Raw genomic sequence first — 17,963 nt, 5'->3', positions numbered from 1 at the left:
TATGACGGATCGCGCCACCTCAACCGCGATGGCCTGGTTTCAGCAGCAGCAGAGCGCTGCCGGTTGGTTTGATCTGTTAACCGTGATGGTTGATGGCATGGTGCGCAACGCGGGCGAAGCCGAGAGCGCGCCCTTTTTGCGCCAGATGGGCGAGTCGCTGGCGCAGGAGTGGCCGCTGCCGGCGTCGGAAACCGTTGGTGAACTTGAAGCCAACATCAACCATTTTTTAACCCTGTTTAAGTGGGGCGTAGTGACCTTTAGCCCCACTGAGTCAGGCATTGAGCTGCGCCACCAGGCCATCCCGGTCAGCCGCGATCCCGAGCGCCAGATGCGCTGGTGCAATGCCTTTTGTGCAATACTTGAAGGCATGTACTCACGCTGGCTGCTGACCCAGGGCGGCGACGTTCGGCTGGCGGTGACGCGAGAACGCCTGTTCTCCACCGCCGACGTGCTATTTCGATACAACTAATCCACAGTGAGTTCGCCATGCTGATGCGCATCCTGATAACAATAACCTTAATTTTTTCATCTTTTGCCCACGCCGATATGGCCTGGGAGAGTTATAAATCGCGCTTTTTGCAGCCGGAAGGCCGCATTGTCGATACCGGAAACGGCGGCGTTTCACACACCGAAGGCCAGGGCTTTGCGATGCTGATGGCGGTGGAAAATAACGATCGCCAGACCTTTGATAAGCTCTGGCAGTGGACGGATAAAACCCTGCGCAACAAGCAGAACGGCCTGTTTTACTGGCGCTACACGCCGGGCGCGGCCAATCCCATTGCCGACCGTAACGACGCCACCGACGGTGATACCTTCATCGCCTGGGCGCTGCTGCGCGCCGAACAGCGCTGGCAAGAGCCCGCTTACGGCAAAGCCTCTGATGCCATCACCCGCGCCCTGCTCAAGCATACGGTGATCTCTTTTGCCGGCTATCACGTCATGATGCCCGGCGCGCAGGGCTTCAACCTGAGCGACAAAGTAAACCTTAACCCGTCCTACTTTATCTTTCCGGCCTGGCAGGCCTTTTACGAGCGCTCGCACCTCGCCGCGTGGCGCGATCTCTCCGCCGATGCGAAAAAGCTGCTCGCCAAAATGGACTGGGGCAGCTCGCACTTGCCCAGCGACTGGGTGGCCCTCAGCGCCGACGGTAAGTTAACCCCTGCCCAGGGCTGGCCGCCGCGCATGAGCTACGACGCGATCCGCATCCCGATGTACATCTACTGGCAGGATCCGAAGAGCCCGCTGCTGTCGCCGTGGCGCACCTGGTGGCAGGGCTTCTCCCGGGATAAAACCCCGGCGTGGGTCAATGTCTACACCAGCGATATGTCGCCGTACTCGATGAACGAAGGCCTGCTGGCGGTGCGCGATCTGGTGCTGGGCAGCAACGTTAAAAATCCTTACGTTACCGCGAAAGATGATTACTACTCGGCGAGTCTGAAAATTCTGGCCTCACTGGCGCAAAAAATGGCGCCGCAGTAAGAGCCTGTGCCATTCGGCAGGTTTAACGTCGGGTGGGAAAGGCTAACAGCCTGAACATACGATGAGGATCCGGAGGTGTTGCCACCTCCGGATTTTTTTTGCCTGCTACTGCGGGTAGGGCACCCAGTCGCCGCCGTTGAGGCGCACGTAAGGCTTGCCCTGATACTGGACCACAACCGCGTTGGCGTTTTCAGAGACCGGCGCGGTCTGCGGCAGGCCGCGGGTATACGCACTCCAGTCAACGCTGTCGGCACTGAACATCTTGCCGTCGACGGCGCGTGCCACCAGCTCGGATACCGCCAGATAGCTTGCCGGCGTCGCTATCTCTATGGCGCTGCCCTGGTGCGGCGCTTTCATGCCGAAGAACTTCACCGCGGCCGGAACGTTGGTGATGGAAGGGGAAGGAATATCGCGCAGGCCGGAGACCTGCATCTTGTCGCCCCGCAGCGCCGCGCCGTGCTCGGGCACGATAACCACCATCACCCGGCGGCCGGATTTCTCAAGCGTGGTAAAGAAGGCGTCCAGCTCGTCAAACAGCTTCTGGCCTCGGGCCTTGTAGTCCGCCGTTTTGCTCTGGCCGACGTTGTGGTTGCCGTCGTGTAGGGAGAGCACGTTGAAGAAGGTCGCGCTGCGCCCGCCCGCCTCGCCGTCATTCCAGCGGTTGAGCACCGCCAGGTTGTCGTAGACCGGTGAATTATCGAAAGCCTGCAAATCCTGCCTGAGTCCTTGCTGATCCATTAGCGGCGCCTGAATGCCGCCGTCGTTGCGCAGCTCCTTGAGGAAGTCCCCGAACACGCCGTTATGGTCCATCATCAGCTGGGTCCTGAAGCCCAGCGCGGCCAGATTATCAAACAGGTAGCACTGCTTGCCCGCCGGTGCGTAGAGATTGGTGTGCGAAGGCTGGCCGCAGCTGGCGCGCAGCAGACGAATAGCCGCCGGGCCGCTGTAGGAGGTAGCCGAGTTGAAATTTTTAAACAGAATATCGAAGTGCGACCACAGCGGATGCTGCGCCAGCCCCGCCGCGCTGATGTCGTCCCAGGAGAGGGAGCAGATATTTATCACCAGCAGCTCGAAAGGCTCGGCGTCCGCGGGCAGCGCGGCGGGAAATGCCGTTTGACGCTGGGATTCGGCGCTGTAGAACGATGTCAGCCAGCCGCTAATGCCGGCGGTGGTCGGCGGCGCGCTTTGCGCTGCGCTGCTGCCCGATGCGGTACTGGCCGCAGCCTGCGCCGGTGCCGTATCAGCAGCCGGCTGGCGCTGCGCGGTCAGCAGCGCGCTCTGCTCAACCAGCGGAGCGACGTTCAGCCACGCCAGGATCGCCACCACGAATGCCGTGACGCGCACCCAGCGGGCGATAAACAGCCACGCCACCAGCAGGACAAAAAACAGGCCCACCATCTGCCAGTTGATGAAGCGGGAAACCAGATCCAGCAGATAGTCGGCGCTAAAGCCTGCCAGCTGCGATCCTTCGCTGAGCAGGCTCTGCGGGCCCGGCAGCCAGGTGTCGTGCCAGAACAGCGCTATCCCGGGGACTATAGCGATTGCGTTACGCCAGGCGTGCAGCCGCGGGCCGGGCACCGGCAGCAGTAAAAATGCCAGAAACACCAGGTTCGGCAGCGGATGAAAGTTGAGATACCCCGCCCACAGCAGGGCGAACTTCAGCAGAAAGTAGAAATTCCAGGCGGAGAGTCCGCGCCAGACGGTGGCGCGGGAAGAAGACGCGAGCGGTGCGCTGTTCATTTTTTATTTTTGCCTTGCCGGTAGAGAACGCCCGCGGGTTTGACATAGCGAGGGCGGGAAAACAGTAACCTGAGGATGGTTTCGATGCGTCGGGCATATTTGCGGATCAGGTAGCCCAGCGGTACGAACAGCAGGGCGCAAATCGCCATCAGCTCAATAATATCGGCGAGCGACATCATTCTTGCTTCTCCTTACCGGCGCTGAGCAGGCGGTGCGGGGTCGGCGTGCGCCGCCAGCCGCGCCCGTCGTGAACGACATTAAGCGCTTTGCTTTTTACCACTTCCGGCGGCTGCCCCGGCGTCCAGAACTCCGCTTCGCGCGTCTGCATATCGAGAAGCTCCGCGCGGATCTGGCGGTCTTCGTGCCACACCTTGCGGTGGGTAAAAAGATCGCTGATGGGCAGGGGGAAAATATGACCGAGCGCGATCTCAAGATCGTTAATGCGGCAGAAGGTGAGGAACAGCACCAGCGCGCGGTTGTTGAGGGTGACAATGTCGCCGATGCGGCCCGGACGGCACAGCGTCAGCGCCTGTTCGGGGCGCAGGCCGGGCGCGGGACGCAGGGCCACCAGCACGCCGCGGGCGTCCGGGGTCATCAGAGGATGATCCATCACGCCGGTAACGGCATCGCAGAACGTCTGCCATTTCTGGAATCCGCGCAGCTTCAGCGGGCGGCTCATGTCGAGCAGCGGCCTCGGATCGTCCGGGACGTGGCGCTGAAAAATTTGCTTTTGCACGCTCTCAATCAGCGTCAGGGCGCGGGAGAGCGGGGCGTTCCACGGGATCACCAGATTCGCGCCGCAGCCGAGCAGCAGCCGCTCGTCCGGGGTGCGCAGGCAGGCGGACATTTCGCGAACCACGATTTTCAGGGCGCTGCCGCGCTGGCGGCGCAGGGCGTGAATGTGGCGAGCGAGGGGCTCAATCTGGCTGATTTGCTCGGCGGAAAAGAGCAGGGTTGCCGCCTGAGCTTCCCGGGCGGCGTGAAAGAGCGCTTCGTTGGAGTCGAACACCGACCAGTACTGGGACAGCAGCGGAGTGCCTTCCAGCGCGGCGGCGGTGCAAAGCACCTGATTCTCATCGCTGCGCGGCTGGACGGCAACCGTTTCCTGCGCCGACATCAGCCAGCGCCCATCGGTATGGCTCACCGCCAGCTGCTGCCCGGCGCTGACGCCCTGCTCGTTGCGCCAGAAGGTAATGTCAAAGCGGTGGCCGTCGCCGGTATCCCGCAGGCCGGCAAGGCCGGACAGGGACTGGTGCTGGTTAAACAGGGAGGCCTGGCGGGCGTCAATATTATTACCGGCGTTCAAAATGAGCAGCGTACAGTGATAATCGGTTACCCACTGCTTAATTTTATTTAGCCAGCTAACTAAATTTGCCGTCGACGTTTTTTCCCAGACGCTATCGTTAGTTAAAAGTATAAAAAGATAATCATTTGGGTTAACGGAACAAAGTAAATCGCGGGATAAAAAGTATAGACTATTTTCATTTTTCGGCATTGAAAATAAAGATATTTTTTGTGGTCCGCGATCGGCATCTAATTTAATAATACGATGCGGGTCTTCTCCCATTGTAATAATTGCAACATTAGCATTATCAACTTGTGACGCAATGGTTTGATTTAACAAACTTATAGCATCCTGACGTTTATCTATGTTGATCCACCAGACGCCGCAGGGCGGCATGTGGCTTACTTCGCTCCATAAAGACTGGATTCCGAATGAAAATACAGGCGTCACCTTACCCTCTACCCACGAATCTATCTGAAACTAAGTTTACTCGTAAAATGTACAATTGGGGACTATTATTGAAATTAAACCACGACAGTCCTAGAATGATTTTGAATTCCACTGATGCCGCGTTTATTTATTGAGACTTAATCTCATTTACCTGCGTTAATGGGATGGCTTCTTATTTCTTTAATATTAATTAAAGGCCTGCATAAAATGTCTGAGGAACAACTCAGAGTATCGGCAGATTATTATTCTTTGCAGAATGACTTTAAGGCGTTATGTCAGGTGTTTTCATTGCCTGAAATAAACTATCGCGATATATCGCAGGATGAGCATTTAGCGTCGGCGCTTAAACGCTGGCCGCTGCTGGCCGACTTTGCCGCGCCCGGCGCGGCGTCCCGTAAGGATGACTGAATGCCTGTCCTCGGAATACAAGGCCTACGGGGCGGCGTCGGCGCCACCTCGCTAACCGCCGCGCTTGGCTGGGCGCTGCAGGCGCTGGAACAGTCGGTCATTATCGTGGATGCCTGCGCGGATAATATGCTGCGCCTTTTCTTTAATGATGCCACCGACAGCGCTAACGGCTGGGCGCGGGCGCTCATTGACCAGCAACCGTGGCAGGATGCAGGAATGCGCTACTGTTCGCGGCTTGATTTTCTGCCTTTCGGGCAGCTTACCGCCGCCGAGCGCCTGGATCTGCCGTCTCTCGCGCCGGTCTGTGGGCGGCTTAACGCGCTGGTGGAGGCGCTGCATCAGCAGGGCGGCTATCAGTGGATATTGCTCGATCTTCCCCACCAGAATGCGCCCTGGACGGCACCGCTGATTGACGCCTGCGATGAACACCTCACCGTCGCGGTGCCGGACGCCAACTGCCACATCCGCCTGCATCAGCAGCCTTTACCCACCCGCGGCCGGCTGCTGGTCAATACGCTGCAAACCGCCAGCCAGCTGCAGGAAGACATTTATCAGCTGTGGGTCAAAAGCCAGCCGCGCCTGCTGCCCGTTGTGGTTCACCGCGATGAAGCCATGGCGGAGTGCCTGGCGGCGAAGCAGCCCCTCGGCGAGTATCGCCCGGATGCCCTGTCCACTGAAGAGGTGCTCATTCTGGCGAACTGGTATCTGCTGCGCGCGGCCGGTGCTGCGGAAACGGAGCATCAGCCGTGAGCCGGTTTATTTCGCCCGACATGGTGCGCAGCCTGCGCGCGCCTTATGACGCCTGGCGCAGCGGCTATATTTCGCTGATAGCAATGCTGCTCGGCAGCATCTGGGTGGCCGCGGCGTGGATTATTTTTTCGCTGGAGCAGGCGAGCTGGCGTCGGGTTCGCGCCCGCCAGCGGGCGCTGTTCCCGCACATCAATCCCCGCCGCCCGCGGCCGCTCGATCCGCTGCGCTATCTGCTGCAGGCCCTGTGGCTGGTTGTTACCCGCCAGCCCGCAGCCATAAACCGGATAAGCCCGCCGCGCCTGAAAAAAGCCGCCGCTCTTGCCGCCCGCTGCCTCCGCGGGCTGGATAACGCTGGTGAACGGCTGAGCGGCAGCGTAATCCCGCTCGCGGATAAAAACGCCTTTGCCGCCGCGAGCCCACGCCTGCGCAGGATTTGCCTCGGCCTGACGGTAGCCGGCGCGCTGGTGCTGGCGCTGATGTGCGTCACCCAGCCGTTCAATCCCCTGTCGCAGTTTATTTTCCTGCTGCTGCTGTGGGGCGTGGCGCTGCTGGTCAGGCGCATTCCCGGGCGCTTTGCGGTGCTGATGCTGGTGGTGCTGTCGCTCACCGTCTCCTGCCGCTATATCTGGTGGCGCTACACCGCCACCCTGAACTGGGACGATCCAGTGAGCCTCACCTGCGGCCTGACTCTACTGTTCGCCGAAACCTATGCCTGGCTGGTGCTGGTGTTCGGCTACTTCCAGGTTATCTGGCCGCTCAACCGCAAGCCCGCGCCGCTGCCGGAGGATACCGCCAGCTGGCCCACGCTGGATATCTTTATTCCGACCTACAACGAAGAGCTTAACGTTGTAAAAAATACCGTTTACGCCTCCCTCGGGCTCGACTGGCCGAAAGACAAGCTCAACATCTGGATCCTTGACGACGGCGGGCGCGATCTTTTCCGCGAGTTTGCCGGTGACGTTGGTGTGCGCTACATCGCCCGCGAAACCCACGAACATGCCAAAGCGGGGAACATAAACCACGCCCTGCGCTACGCAACCGGCGAATACGTGGCCATTTTCGACTGCGACCACGTGCCTACCCGCTCGTTCTTGCAGACCACCATGGGCTGGTTTTTAAAAGACAAAAAGCTGGCGGTGCTGCAAACCCCGCACCACTTCTTCTCGCCGGACCCGTTTGAGCGCAACCTCGGACGGTTTCGTAAAACCCCCAACGAAGGCACGCTGTTTTACGGTCTGGTGCAGGATGGCAACGACATGTGGAACGCGACCTTCTTCTGCGGTTCCTGCGCCATTATCCGCCGCAGCGCGCTTGACGAGATTGGCGGCATCGCCGTGGAGACCGTCACCGAAGACGCCCACACCTCGCTGCGCCTGCACCGCAAAGGCTACTCGTCGGCCTATATCCGCATTCCCCAGGCCGCCGGGCTTGCCACCGAGAGCCTCTCTGCGCATATCGGGCAGCGCATCCGCTGGGCGCGGGGCATGGTGCAGATATTCCGCATGGACAATCCGCTGCTGGGCAAGGGACTGACGCTCGCCCAGCGCATCTGCTACGCCAACGCGATGCTGCACTTCCTGTCCGGCATTCCGCGGCTGATCTTCCTCACCGCGCCGCTGGCCTTCCTGCTGCTGCATGCCTACATCATTTACGCCCCGGCGCTGATGATCGCCCTGTTCGTGCTGCCGCACATGATCCACGGCAGCATCACCTCGTCGCGCATTCAGGGGCGCTATCGCTACTCCTTCTGGAGCGAAATCTACGAAACGGTGCTGGCCTGGTATATCGCTCCGCCCACGGTGATGGCGCTGATTAACCCCAAAATCGGCAAATTTAACGTGACCGCCAAGGGCGGGCTGGTGAAAGAGGAGTACGTGGACTGGGTGATTTCCCGTCCCTATCTGGGCCTGGTTCTGCTCAACCTGCTGGGCGTTGCCTTCGGCATCTGGCGCTGCTTCTCCGGCCCGGCGACGGAGGTGCCCACCGTCTGGGTGAGCCTGGTGTGGGTGCTCTACAACCTGATCGTGCTCGGCGGCGCGGTGGCGGTTTCCGTCGAGAGCAAACAGATCCGCCGCGCGCACCGGGTTGAGATCAAGCTCCCGGCGGCGATAGCGCGTCCTGACGGGCACCTCTTCTCCTGCACCCTGCATGATTTTTCCGACGGCGGCGTCGGGCTGCACACCGCCGGCAACAGCCAGGTGGTGGAAGGGCAGCAGGTGCAGCTGCTGCTCAAGCGCGGCCAGCAGGAGTTTATGTTCCCGGCCAGAGTGATGCGGGTGATGGGCCGCGAGCTGGGCCTGAGCCTGCTGCCGATGACCACCCGCCAGCATATCGATTTTGTGCAGTGCACCTTTGCCCGCGCCGATACCTGGGCGCGCTGGCAGAACAGTTTCCCGGAAGACAAACCGGTCGAGAGCCTGATTGACGTGCTCAGGCTGGGCTTTCACGGCTACCGGCACCTGGCGGAATTTACCCCGCCGGCGGTGAAATACCTTTTCCGCTTCCTTCTCACCGCCACCGCGTGGATTGCCTCGTTTGTTCCGCGCCCTCCGGTGCAGCCGGAAGCGATACGCTCCTCGGGGCAGACGTTAGCTTAATAATGACGATAAGACGATGAATAATAGATACTTCTGGAAGTATGCTGTGGCAGCGACGATAGGCGGATTGCTCCCGCTGTCGACCTGGTCTGAAACGGTGCCGCCCGAGAGCGCCCCGACGGCGACTGCCGCCGTCGCCAGCCCGCCGGTGACGCTAGCCAACGCGCCGTTCCGGGACGTGAAGCTCAGCTTCGCGCAGATTGCGCCGGCGCCCGGCAGTATGGCGCTGCGCGGGGCCAATCCCGACGGCAACGTGCAGTTCGGTACCCGCAGCGATGAGGTGGTGTCGAGCGCGGTGCTGAACCTGGTATACACACCGTCGCCCTCGCTGCTGCCGGTAGAGTCCCAGCTGAAGGTCTACCTCAACGACGAGTTGATGGGCGTGCTGCCGGTAACCAAAGAGCAGCTCGGCAAAAAAGTGATGGCCCAGGTGCCCATTGACCCGCTGTACATCACCGATCTGAATAACGTGCGCCTTGAGTTTGTCGGCCACTATCGCGACGTCTGCGAAAATCAGGCCAGCACCACCTTGTGGCTGGACGTGGCGCGCTCCACCTCGCTCGACATGAGCGTGCAGAAGCTGAACGTTAAAAACGATCTGTCGCACTTCCCGGTGCCGTTTTTCGACGCCCGGGACAGCCGCCCGCTGAATCTGCCGTTCGTGTTTGCTGCGGTGCCGGATCCGGCGCAGCAAAAAGCCGCGGCGATCGTCGCCTCGTGGTTTGGCTCGCAGGCGGCGTGGCGCGGGCAGACCTTCCCGGTACTGCTCAACGCGGTGCCCGCCAGCAACGCTATCGTGTTTGCCACCAACGATCGGCGGCCCGACTTCCTGCGCGACCGCGCGCCGGTGAACGGCCCGACTATCGAGATGATCGACAGCCCCAGCGATCCTTACGTTAAGCTGCTGGTTATCCTCGGCCGCGATGATAAGGATCTGCTGCTGGCGGCGCAGGGCATTGCCGCCGGCAATATTCTGTTTCGCGGCAGCAGCGTGACGGTGGATGCGGTGAAGCCGCTCCAGCCGCGAGTGCCTTACGATGCACCAAACTGGGTAAGCACCCGCCGGGCGGTGACCTTTGGCGAGCTGAAGACCTATGACCAGCAGCTCCAGTCCTCCGGGCTGGAACCGGCGTCGATCAATCTCAATCTCAACCTGCCGCCGGATCTTTACCTGCTGCGCAGCAGCGGCATTGATATGGATCTGAAATACCGCTACACCATGCCGGCTATCAAAGACAGTTCGCGGATGGACATCCATCTTAACGATCAGTTTCTGGAATCCTGGAGCCTGAGCTCGACCCAGGACACCAAAAGCCTGCTGCTGCATCTGCCTATCGTGCAGGGGCTGCTCGACGGCAAAAATCAGGTCACTATTCCGGCGCTGCGCCTGGGTGCCGCCAACCAGATCCGCTTTGATTTTCAGTACATGAACCCGATGCCCGGCGGCTCGATTGAGAACTGCGTTACCTTCCAGCCGGTGAAGAATTACGTGGTGATAAGCGACGACTCCACCATCGATTTCTCCCACTACTATCACTTTATGGCGATGCCGGATCTGCGCGCCTTCGCCAACGCTGGTTTCCCCTTTAGCCGGATGGCGGACCTGTCCGAAACGCTGATCGTGATGCCGCCGGCGCCGACTGCTAATCAGGTAAGCACCTTGCTGAACGTGGCGGCGACTGTCGGTGGCCAGACCGGCCTTGCCGGCTCGCGCCTGACAATCACCAGCGACGGCACGCAGATGCAGCAGCGGGATGCCGATATTCTGCTGATCGGCACGATCCCGCCGGCGCTGAAAGACGACAAGCATATCGATCTGCTGGTGGATGCCGCGAAGAGCTGGGTCAAAACGCCGACCCGCCATCACGCGCTGGCCAACAGCGTGCCCGAGGACGGGCAGCGCCAGGCGATGACCCAGACGACCGTCAGCTCCTCCGGCCCGATGGCGGCGGTAGTCGGATTCCAGTCGCCCTACAACAGCCAGCGCAGCGTCATCGCCTTTATGGCCGACAGCCCGCGCGGCTTCGAGCTGCTGAACGGCGCACTTAACGACAGCGGCAAGCGGGCGGCGATGTTCGGCTCGGTGGCGGTTATCCGCGAGTCTGGCGTCAACAGCCTGCGGGTGGGGGACGTTTATTATGTAGGCCATCTGCCGTGGTACGAGCGGGTCTGGTTTGCGCTCTCGACCCATCCGGTGCTGCTGGCGATCCTCGCCGCCCTGAGCGTGGTGCTGCTGGCCTGGGTGCTGTGGCGCCTGCTGCGGGTGCTCGGCAGCCGCCGCCTGCGCCCGGACGATGAGTAAAGACCATGAAGGATGTTAACAAACAGCACCGCTGCGGCGCTTTTCCGGGGGCCTGCGCGTTTTCCCTGCAGGCGCTGACGCTGGCGCTGGGCCTTGCCGCCGCGCCCGCGGGCTACACCGCGCCGTCGGCCCAGCAGCAGCTGCTGGATCAGGTACGCCTCGGCGAGGCCAGCAAGCGCGAAGATCTGGTGCGCCAGTCACTCTACCGGCTGGAGCTTATTGCCCCGGACGATCCGCAGGTTATCGCCGCCCGAATGCGCTACCTGCAGCGGCGGGGCGATACCGCGGGCGCGCAGAAGCAGCTGGAGCGCCTGCGGCACGCGTCAGCGGGCCCCGAAGCCTATCGCGCCGCACAGGTTGAGTTGCAGATTGCCAGCCCCGAAGGTCGGCAGGCGCTGCAGCAGGCGCGGCTGCAAATTGCCGGTGGACACCTTCCCGAAGGGATTGCGCTGTACGACCAGCTGCTGAATGGCGCCGCCCCGCAGGGGGATCTGGCTATTGAGTACTGGACGGCGGTGGCGCAGATCCCGGCGCGCCACGAAGAGGCGGTCGGCAAGCTGCAGGCGCTGAATGCGCAGGCACCCGTCAACGTGCAGCTGCAGGCGACGCTGGCAAAAATGCTGTTCCGCGACGGCCGCGATGCCCGGGCTTACGCCGTGCTGGAGCAGATGTCGCGCTCAAGCGGCGGGCGCAATACCGCGGCGGACATCTGGTACGACCGCATTAAAAACCGGGGCGCGAGCAGCGATAGCGTTAGCGCCCTGCAGCGCTTTTTACAGATATTCAGCAGCGGTGAGCAGGCGGACGATGCCCGCCAGCAGCTGGTGGACTGGCAAAGGCAGCTCGCCGATCCGCAGTTTCGCGCGGCCGCCGACCGCCGGGAGCAGCAGGCGCGCATTGCCCAGGCGGCGGCGAACGCTCCCCAGACCTGGCAGATTTACTGGCCGCTGATCCGCAAAGGAGATGCGGCGCTGAAAGCCGGTAATCCCGACGCCGCGCAGCGCTTTTATCAGCAGGCCCGGCGGGTCGATCCCGGCAACAGCTATGCGGTGCTCGGGCTGGGTGACGTTGCTCTCGCGCGCGGGGACAGCGCCGGCGCGGAGCGTGATTTTCTGCAGACCCTGCGCCTTGACGGCGGCAACAGCAGCGCCGTGCGCCGGCTGGCAAATCTCTATCGCCAGCAGTCGCCGGAGAGAGCCGAGGCCTTTATCAGCGGCCTGACGCCGCGCCAGCGCCGCAGTATCGACGATATCGAACGCAGCCTGGCCAGCGACCGGCTCGCCGCCCGGGCGGCGTCTTTTGAAAGTGAAGGGCGCTGGGCCCAGGCCGCAGAAGTACAGCGCCGCCGGCTGGCGCTCGATCCCGACAGCGTCTGGATCGTTTACCGGCTGGCAAAAGATTTGCAGCAGGGCGGCGAGCGCGCCGAAGCGGATACCCTGATGCGCAATCTGGCGCGCCGCCAGCCCGACTCGCCTCAGCAGGTGTACGCGGTAGGGCTGTATCTCGCCGCCGACGACGAGGACGCGGCGGCCCTTGCTCATCTCCGCACGCTGCCGGAAAGCCGCTGGGATGACGATATCCGGGCGCTAAACCAGCGCCTGCAGGAGAGCAGCCTTTTGCGCAAGGCTAACCAGCTGCGCGACGGCGGCAGCGAAGCGCAGGCAATCGCGCTGCTGCGCCGCTGGCCATCGGCGCGAAGCGATATAACTCTTGCCGACTGGGCGCAGCAGCAGGGAGACGACGCGGCGGCGATCCGCAGCTATCGACAGGCGCTGGATAAAGAGCCGGACAACGGCGACGCGCATCTTGGCCTGGCCGAGCTGTACGCGGGTGAAGGCGAGGCCGCTGACGCTGCCGCTTCCCTTGCCCGCATGAACACCGCAGACGCGTCGCTGAATATGCAGCGGCGCATGGCGCGGGTGAAATCGCAGATTGGCGACGACGCCGGCGCAGAACAGATCTACAGCCGCATCCTGCCGCAGGCGAAAGCCGCGCCGCCGTCGATGGAAAGCGCGATGGTGCTGCGCGACGGCGCCCGCTGGCGGGCGCAGCAGGGCAATCCGGCGCAGTCGTTTGAGGATTACAAAGACGCCATGGTCGCCGCCGGCATCGCGCCGGTACGGCCGCAGGATAACGACGCCTTTACCCGCTTGACGCGCAATGAGGCTAAAGACGACTGGCTGCGGCGCGGCATCCGCAGCGACGCTGCCGATCTCTACCGCCAGCAGGATCTGAACGTCACCCTGGAGCACAACTACTGGGGCTCCAGCGGCACCGGCGGCTATTCCGACCTTAAAGCGCACACCACGATGCTGCAGGTGGACGCGCCGCTGGCGGACGGGCGCATGTTCTTTCGCAGCGACGTGGTCAGCATGAACGCCGGTCGCTTCGCCACCGAAGAGGACGGCCGCTATTCGCCGAAGTGGGGCACCTGTAAAGATCTCGACTGCCGCGGCGGCCGGCTGCGCCAGCGCGATACCGGTACCAGCGTGGCGGTGGGCTGGCAGAACGCGACCTGGGCGATGGACGTGGGTACCACGCCGCTGGGATTTGAGGTAACTGACGTGGTCGGCGGCCTGAGCTACAGCAGCAGCGCCGGGCCGATTGGCTATACCGTTGAAGGGCACCGCCGGCCGGTCTCCAGCTCGCTGCTGGCCTTTGGCGGCCAGAAAGACACCCGCACCGGCACCACCTGGGGCGGCGTGCGCGCCGACGGCGGCAGCGTAAGCATGAGCTACGATCGGGGCGGGCGTAGCGGGGTCTGGGCCTCCCTCGGCGGGGACACGCTGACCGGCAAAAACGTCGCCGACAACTGGCGCGCCCGCTGGATGGCTGGCTACTATTATAAGCTGATTAACGACAGCAACCGGCGGGTCACCGTCGGCCTGAATAACATGCTCTGGCACTACGACCGGGATCTCAGCCACTACACGCTGGGACAGGGCGGCTACTACAGTCCCCAGCAGTATCTGTCGTTCGCGGTGCCGGTAAACTGGCGCCAGCGCACGGAGAACTGGTCCTGGGAGCTGGGCGGCTCGGCGTCCTGGTCGCACTCGAAAACCCGCGACGAGCGGCGCTATCCCCAGGCCGGCCTGCTGCCGGACACTTTTCGCAGCGCGGGCCGGGAGATTATCGAGAGCGGCAGCAGTTCGTCCGGCGTGGGCTACACCGCGCACGCGCTGGTGGAGCGCCGCATTACCGGCCACTGGTTTGTGGGCGCGGCGGTGGATATTCAGCAGGCCAAAGACTATACCCCGAGCCACGCGCTGCTGTACGTCCGCTACTCGGCTGCGGGCTGGCAGGGGGATATGGATATGCCGCCGAAGCCGCTCGTTCCTTACGCTGACTGGTAACAGAATAGGCTTAATTGCGCGCGCTGATGTCTCCCTCAGCGCGTGATTAACGTATAATGTGCCAAAAATCACTGAATACCGGGTTAATTTGTGTTAATCCGGCCTGACTGTGCTGCGCTCGCGGGCGCGTGGTATTACTCCAGGGAGAGTCCTTTTGCGCGTTAGCCGCTCACTTACAATCAAGCAAATGGCCGCGGTGGCAGGCGTCACCGCGGTGTTTGTCTTTGTGTTTTGCTCTATTTTACTGTTCCACTTCGTCAAGCAGCACCGCTATCTGGTGGCGACCCAGCTTGAGACGGTGGCGCGATCGGTTCGCGAACCGCTCTCGTCGGCGATTCTGAAGGGCGATATTCCGGAGGCGGAAGCCATTCTGGCACGCATCAAGCCGGCAGGGATTGCCAGCCGCGCCGACGTGGTGCTGCCGAATCAGTTTCAGGCGCTGAGAATGCGCTTCGTGCAGGAGCGTCCGGTGCCGGTGACCATGACCCGCCTGTTCGAACTGCCGGTGCAAATCTCGCTGCCGATCTATTCTCTGCAGCGCCCGGCCAACCCCCAGCCGCTGGCCTATCTGGTGCTGCAATCGGACTCTTACCGCACCTATAAGTTCGTCATGAGCGCGCTCTCAACGCTAGTGACCACTTACTTTCTTTTAGTGCTGATATTAACAGTGGCGATCACCTGGTGCATCAGTCGGCTGATTGTCCGCCCGCTGCGCGCCATTGCCCGGGAGATCAACGACGTTTCCCCGGAGGCGCGGGTCGGCCATCAGCTGGCGCTGCCCCGGCTGCACCACGATGACGAACTGGGGATGCTGGTGCGCAGCTATAATCGCAACCAGCTGATTTTGCAGGAGGCGCTGACAAATCCCGAACGGCGTCACGCCATTTCGGCGCTGCCGGATGAAGCATTCCTGCTGCTGCGCCTTGCGCAGACCGTGCGCGAGCAGAAAACCACCGCGCTGCTGCTGGTAAGCTGCGAAACGCTGCTGGAGACGGCGGGCGCGCTGTCGGACAGCCAGCACGCGACCCTGCTGCTGACGCTGACGGGTAAAATCGCCTCGGCGCTCTCGCCGCGCATGCTGCTGTGCCAGACCGGCCTCGGTGAATTCGCCATTCTGGCCGACGGCGTCAAGGAGCCGGGGCATGCGATGGCGTTAAGTCAGCAAGTACTCACTTTAATTAACGAGTGCCGCCTGCCGGGCGAGCTTCAGCTGCGTCCCGCCGCCAGCATCGGCATTGCGATGTTTCACGGCGGCCTGAGCGCCGGCCAGCTCTATCACCGCGCCTGCTCGGCGGCGCATGCCGCGCGCGGCAGAGGTAAAAATCACATCGCTTTCTTTGATGATGAGCTTGCCCACAATGCCCGCCAGCGCCTGGCCGAAGAGAGCGATATTCTGGCCGCCCTTGAGGATCGCCGGTTCGCCCTGTGGCTGCAGCCGCAGATGAGCGCCGAAACCGGCAGGCTCGCCGGTGCCGAAGCGCTGCTGCGCGTGCGCCAGCCGGACGGCAGCTGGACGCTGCCGGCGGATCTTATTGAGCGTATCGAAGTCTCCGGGCTGATGGTGCCCGTCGGCCACTGGGTGCTGGAAGAGGCCTGCCGCCTGCTTGCCGGCTGGCAGAGCCGGGGCATTATGCTGCCGCTGTCGGTGAACCTCTCCGCGCTGCAGCTGATGCACTACGACATGCTTTCGGCCACCCTCGAGCTGCTCAACCGCTACCGGATAGCGCCGGGCACCCTGACGCTGGAGGTTACGGAGAGCCGCCGGCTCGACGATCGCGAGGCAATGATGGTTACGCTGCGCCCGTTGCGTAAAGCCGGAGTGAAAATTGCGCTCGATGATTTTGGCATGGGCTACGCCGGGCTGAGCCAGCTCCAGCAGATTAAATCGCTGCCGGTGGACGTGCTCAAAATCGACAAGCTGTTCGTGGACGCGCTGCCGGAGGATTCCACCGTTATTGCGGCGATTGTGTCGCTGGCGCGCGCCATCGGGCTGAATATCGTTGCTGAGGGGGTTGAAACCCAGGAGCAGCACGACTGGCTGCGCGACGCGGGTATTGATGTCCTGCAGGGCTTCTTCTACGGGCGGGCGCTGCCGCCGGCGCTTTTTGAGCAGGACTACTTCCCGGTTTACGAAAATAGCGAAAACCGCTGACCGCGAAACTGCTTTCGCGAGTCAGCTCAAAGTTTTTGATACTTTGTATCTGAAAATGTTTACAGGATGTTATTTTAAGGCCGCGGGCAAATAAAAACCTCATTCAGCCCGTGGTTTTATTTCAAGGACATCCTATGAAAACCTCACTGTTTAAAAGTCTCTATTTTCAGGTCCTGACGGCGATTGCCATCGGTATTTTGCTCGGCCATTTCTATCCGGAACTGGGCGCGCAAATGAAACCGCTGGGTGACGCATTTGTTAAGCTCATTAAGATGGTGATCGCTCCGGTCATCTTCTGTACGGTCGTGACCGGCATTGCCGGCATGGAAAGCATGAAGGCGGTAGGCCGCACCGGGGCGGTGGCGCTGCTTTACTTTGAAATTGTCAGCACCATTGCGCTGATTATCGGCCTGATTATCGTTAACGTGGTGCAGCCGGGCGCCGGGATGAACGTCGATCCCTCAACGCTGGACGCGCAGGCCGTGGCGGTTTATGCCGAGCAGGCGAAAGATCAGGGCATTACCGCCTTCCTGCTCGATATTATCCCCGGCAGCGTTATCGGCGCCTTCGCCAGCGGCAACATCCTGCAGGTGCTGCTGTTTGCAGTGCTGTTCGGCTTTGCGCTGCATCGTCTGGGCAATAAAGGCCAGCTGATTTTTAACGTTATCGAAAGCTTCTCGCAGGTGATTTTCGGCATCATCAATATGATCATGCGTCTGGCACCCATTGGCGCGTTCGGCGCGATGGCGTTCACCATCGGTAAGTACGGCGTCGGCACGCTGGTGCAGCTGGGTCAGCTGATCGTCTGCTTCTATATCACCTGTATTCTGTTCGTGGTGGTGGTGCTGGGCTCTATTGCCCGCGCCACCGGCTTTAGCATCTTTAAGTTTATTCGCTACATTCGCGAAGAGCTGCTGATCGTGCTCGGCACCTCCTCGTCGGAATCGGCGCTGCCGCGGATGCTCGATAAAATGGAAAAGCTCGGCTGCCGCAAGTCGGTGGTCGGCCTGGTTATTCCCACCGGCTACTCGTTTAACCTCGACGGTACCTCCATTTATCTGACAATGGCGGCGGTGTTTATCGCCCAGGCCACCAACAGCCACATGGATATTTTCCATCAGATAACCCTGCTGGTGGTGCTGCTGCTGTCGTCGAAAGGCGCGGCAGGCGTAACGGGCAGCGGCTTTATCGTGCTGGCGGCCACCATTTCTGCGGTCGGGCATCTGCCGGTTGCCGGGCTGGCGCTGATTCTGGGCATCGACCGTTTTATGTCCGAAGCCCGCGCCCTGACGAACCTGGTGGGTAACGGCGTGGCGACCATCGTTGTTGCCAAATGGGTGAAAGAGCTCGACAGCAAACAGCTGGACGACACCCTCAATAACCGCGTATCTGACGCAAATCCGCGCGAAGTTTAATTAAATATCCCTAACTTCAGTTCCTGTTTGCC

At 61.6% G+C, this 17,963-nt stretch carries 12 protein-coding genes; 9 read left to right on the top strand and 3 right to left on the bottom strand.

The window, feature by feature from the left end; genetic code table 11:
• Position 1 precedes the first annotated feature (1 nt).
• Positions 2 to 469: a cellulose biosynthesis protein BcsD gene (gene bcsD / locus QZ766_RS02620; protein ID WP_297196941.1), complete on the top strand. Its 468-nt coding sequence runs from the start codon at positions 2 to 4 to the stop codon at positions 467 to 469.
• A gap of 17 nt (positions 470 to 486) precedes the next feature.
• The gene (locus QZ766_RS02615) at positions 487 to 1,479 is read left to right on the top strand and encodes a glycosyl hydrolase family 8 (protein ID WP_297196940.1); all 993 of its coding nucleotides are present in this window, start codon (positions 487 to 489) and stop codon (positions 1,477 to 1,479) included.
• A 105-nt stretch (positions 1,480 to 1,584) separates the two neighbouring features.
• On the opposite strand, the gene bcsG is transcribed toward QZ766_RS02615, so the two are convergent.
• The 3 genes from bcsG to bcsE are packed head-to-tail and all read right to left on the bottom strand — an operon-like array spanning position 1,585 to position 4,954.
• On the bottom strand, positions 1,585 to 3,219 hold the full coding sequence (bcsG, locus tag QZ766_RS02610; RefSeq protein ID WP_297196937.1) for a cellulose biosynthesis protein BcsG: 1,635 nt from the start codon (positions 3,217 to 3,219) through the stop codon (positions 1,585 to 1,587).
• The gene (gene bcsF / locus QZ766_RS02605; RefSeq protein ID WP_297196935.1) at positions 3,216 to 3,398 is read right to left on the bottom strand and encodes a cellulose biosynthesis protein BcsF; all 183 of its coding nucleotides are present in this window, start codon (positions 3,396 to 3,398) and stop codon (positions 3,216 to 3,218) included. The genes bcsG and bcsF overlap by 4 nt, the downstream gene beginning before the upstream one ends.
• On the bottom strand, positions 3,395 to 4,954 hold the full coding sequence (gene bcsE, locus QZ766_RS02600) for a cellulose biosynthesis protein BcsE (RefSeq protein ID WP_297196933.1): 1,560 nt from the start codon (positions 4,952 to 4,954) through the stop codon (positions 3,395 to 3,397). Before bcsE ends, bcsF begins: the two co-directional genes overlap by 4 nt.
• A gap of 207 nt (positions 4,955 to 5,161) precedes the next feature.
• Here bcsE and bcsR point away from each other — a divergent pair, with 207 nt between their 5' ends.
• The 7 genes from bcsR to QZ766_RS02565 all read left to right on the top strand — a co-directional run bounded on the left by bcsR (position 5,162) and on the right by QZ766_RS02565 (position 17,931).
• Positions 5,162 to 5,362: a cellulose biosynthesis protein BcsR gene (gene bcsR / locus QZ766_RS02595; RefSeq protein WP_297196931.1), complete on the top strand. Its 201-nt coding sequence runs from the start codon at positions 5,162 to 5,164 to the stop codon at positions 5,360 to 5,362.
• Positions 5,363 to 6,112, top strand: coding sequence for a cellulose biosynthesis protein BcsQ (bcsQ, locus tag QZ766_RS02590; RefSeq protein WP_297196929.1), 750 nt, complete (start codon positions 5,363 to 5,365; stop codon positions 6,110 to 6,112).
• A complete protein-coding gene (gene bcsA / locus QZ766_RS02585; RefSeq protein WP_297196927.1) occupies positions 6,109 to 8,709 on the top strand; it encodes a UDP-forming cellulose synthase catalytic subunit in 2,601 nt (866 codons plus the stop codon). The genes bcsQ and bcsA overlap by 4 nt, the downstream gene beginning before the upstream one ends.
• A gap of 16 nt (positions 8,710 to 8,725) precedes the next feature.
• Positions 8,726 to 11,011, top strand: a complete 2,286-nt coding sequence (gene bcsB, locus QZ766_RS02580; RefSeq protein ID WP_297196925.1) for a cellulose biosynthesis cyclic di-GMP-binding regulatory protein BcsB — start codon at positions 8,726 to 8,728, stop codon at positions 11,009 to 11,011.
• 5 nt (positions 11,012 to 11,016) lie between these two features.
• Positions 11,017 to 14,364 carry a cellulose synthase complex outer membrane protein BcsC gene (gene bcsC / locus QZ766_RS02575; RefSeq protein WP_297196924.1) on the top strand — a complete coding sequence of 1,116 codons (3,348 nt, stop codon included), beginning with the start codon at positions 11,017 to 11,019 and terminating at the stop codon, positions 14,362 to 14,364.
• Between the two features lie 154 nt (positions 14,365 to 14,518).
• Positions 14,519 to 16,516 carry a sensor domain-containing phosphodiesterase gene (locus tag QZ766_RS02570; protein WP_297196922.1) on the top strand — a complete coding sequence of 666 codons (1,998 nt, stop codon included), beginning with the start codon at positions 14,519 to 14,521 and terminating at the stop codon, positions 16,514 to 16,516.
• A gap of 134 nt (positions 16,517 to 16,650) precedes the next feature.
• Entirely contained in the window at positions 16,651 to 17,931 is a 1,281-nt protein-coding gene (locus tag QZ766_RS02565) for a dicarboxylate/amino acid:cation symporter (protein WP_297196920.1), read from the top strand.
• Positions 17,932 to 17,963 lie beyond the last annotated feature (32 nt).

It is taken from the genome of uncultured Pluralibacter sp. (assembly GCF_913775985.1).
Classification (GTDB): Bacteria; Pseudomonadota; Gammaproteobacteria; order Enterobacterales; family Enterobacteriaceae; genus Pluralibacter.
This window is presented reverse-complemented; position numbering and strand designations above follow the sequence as displayed.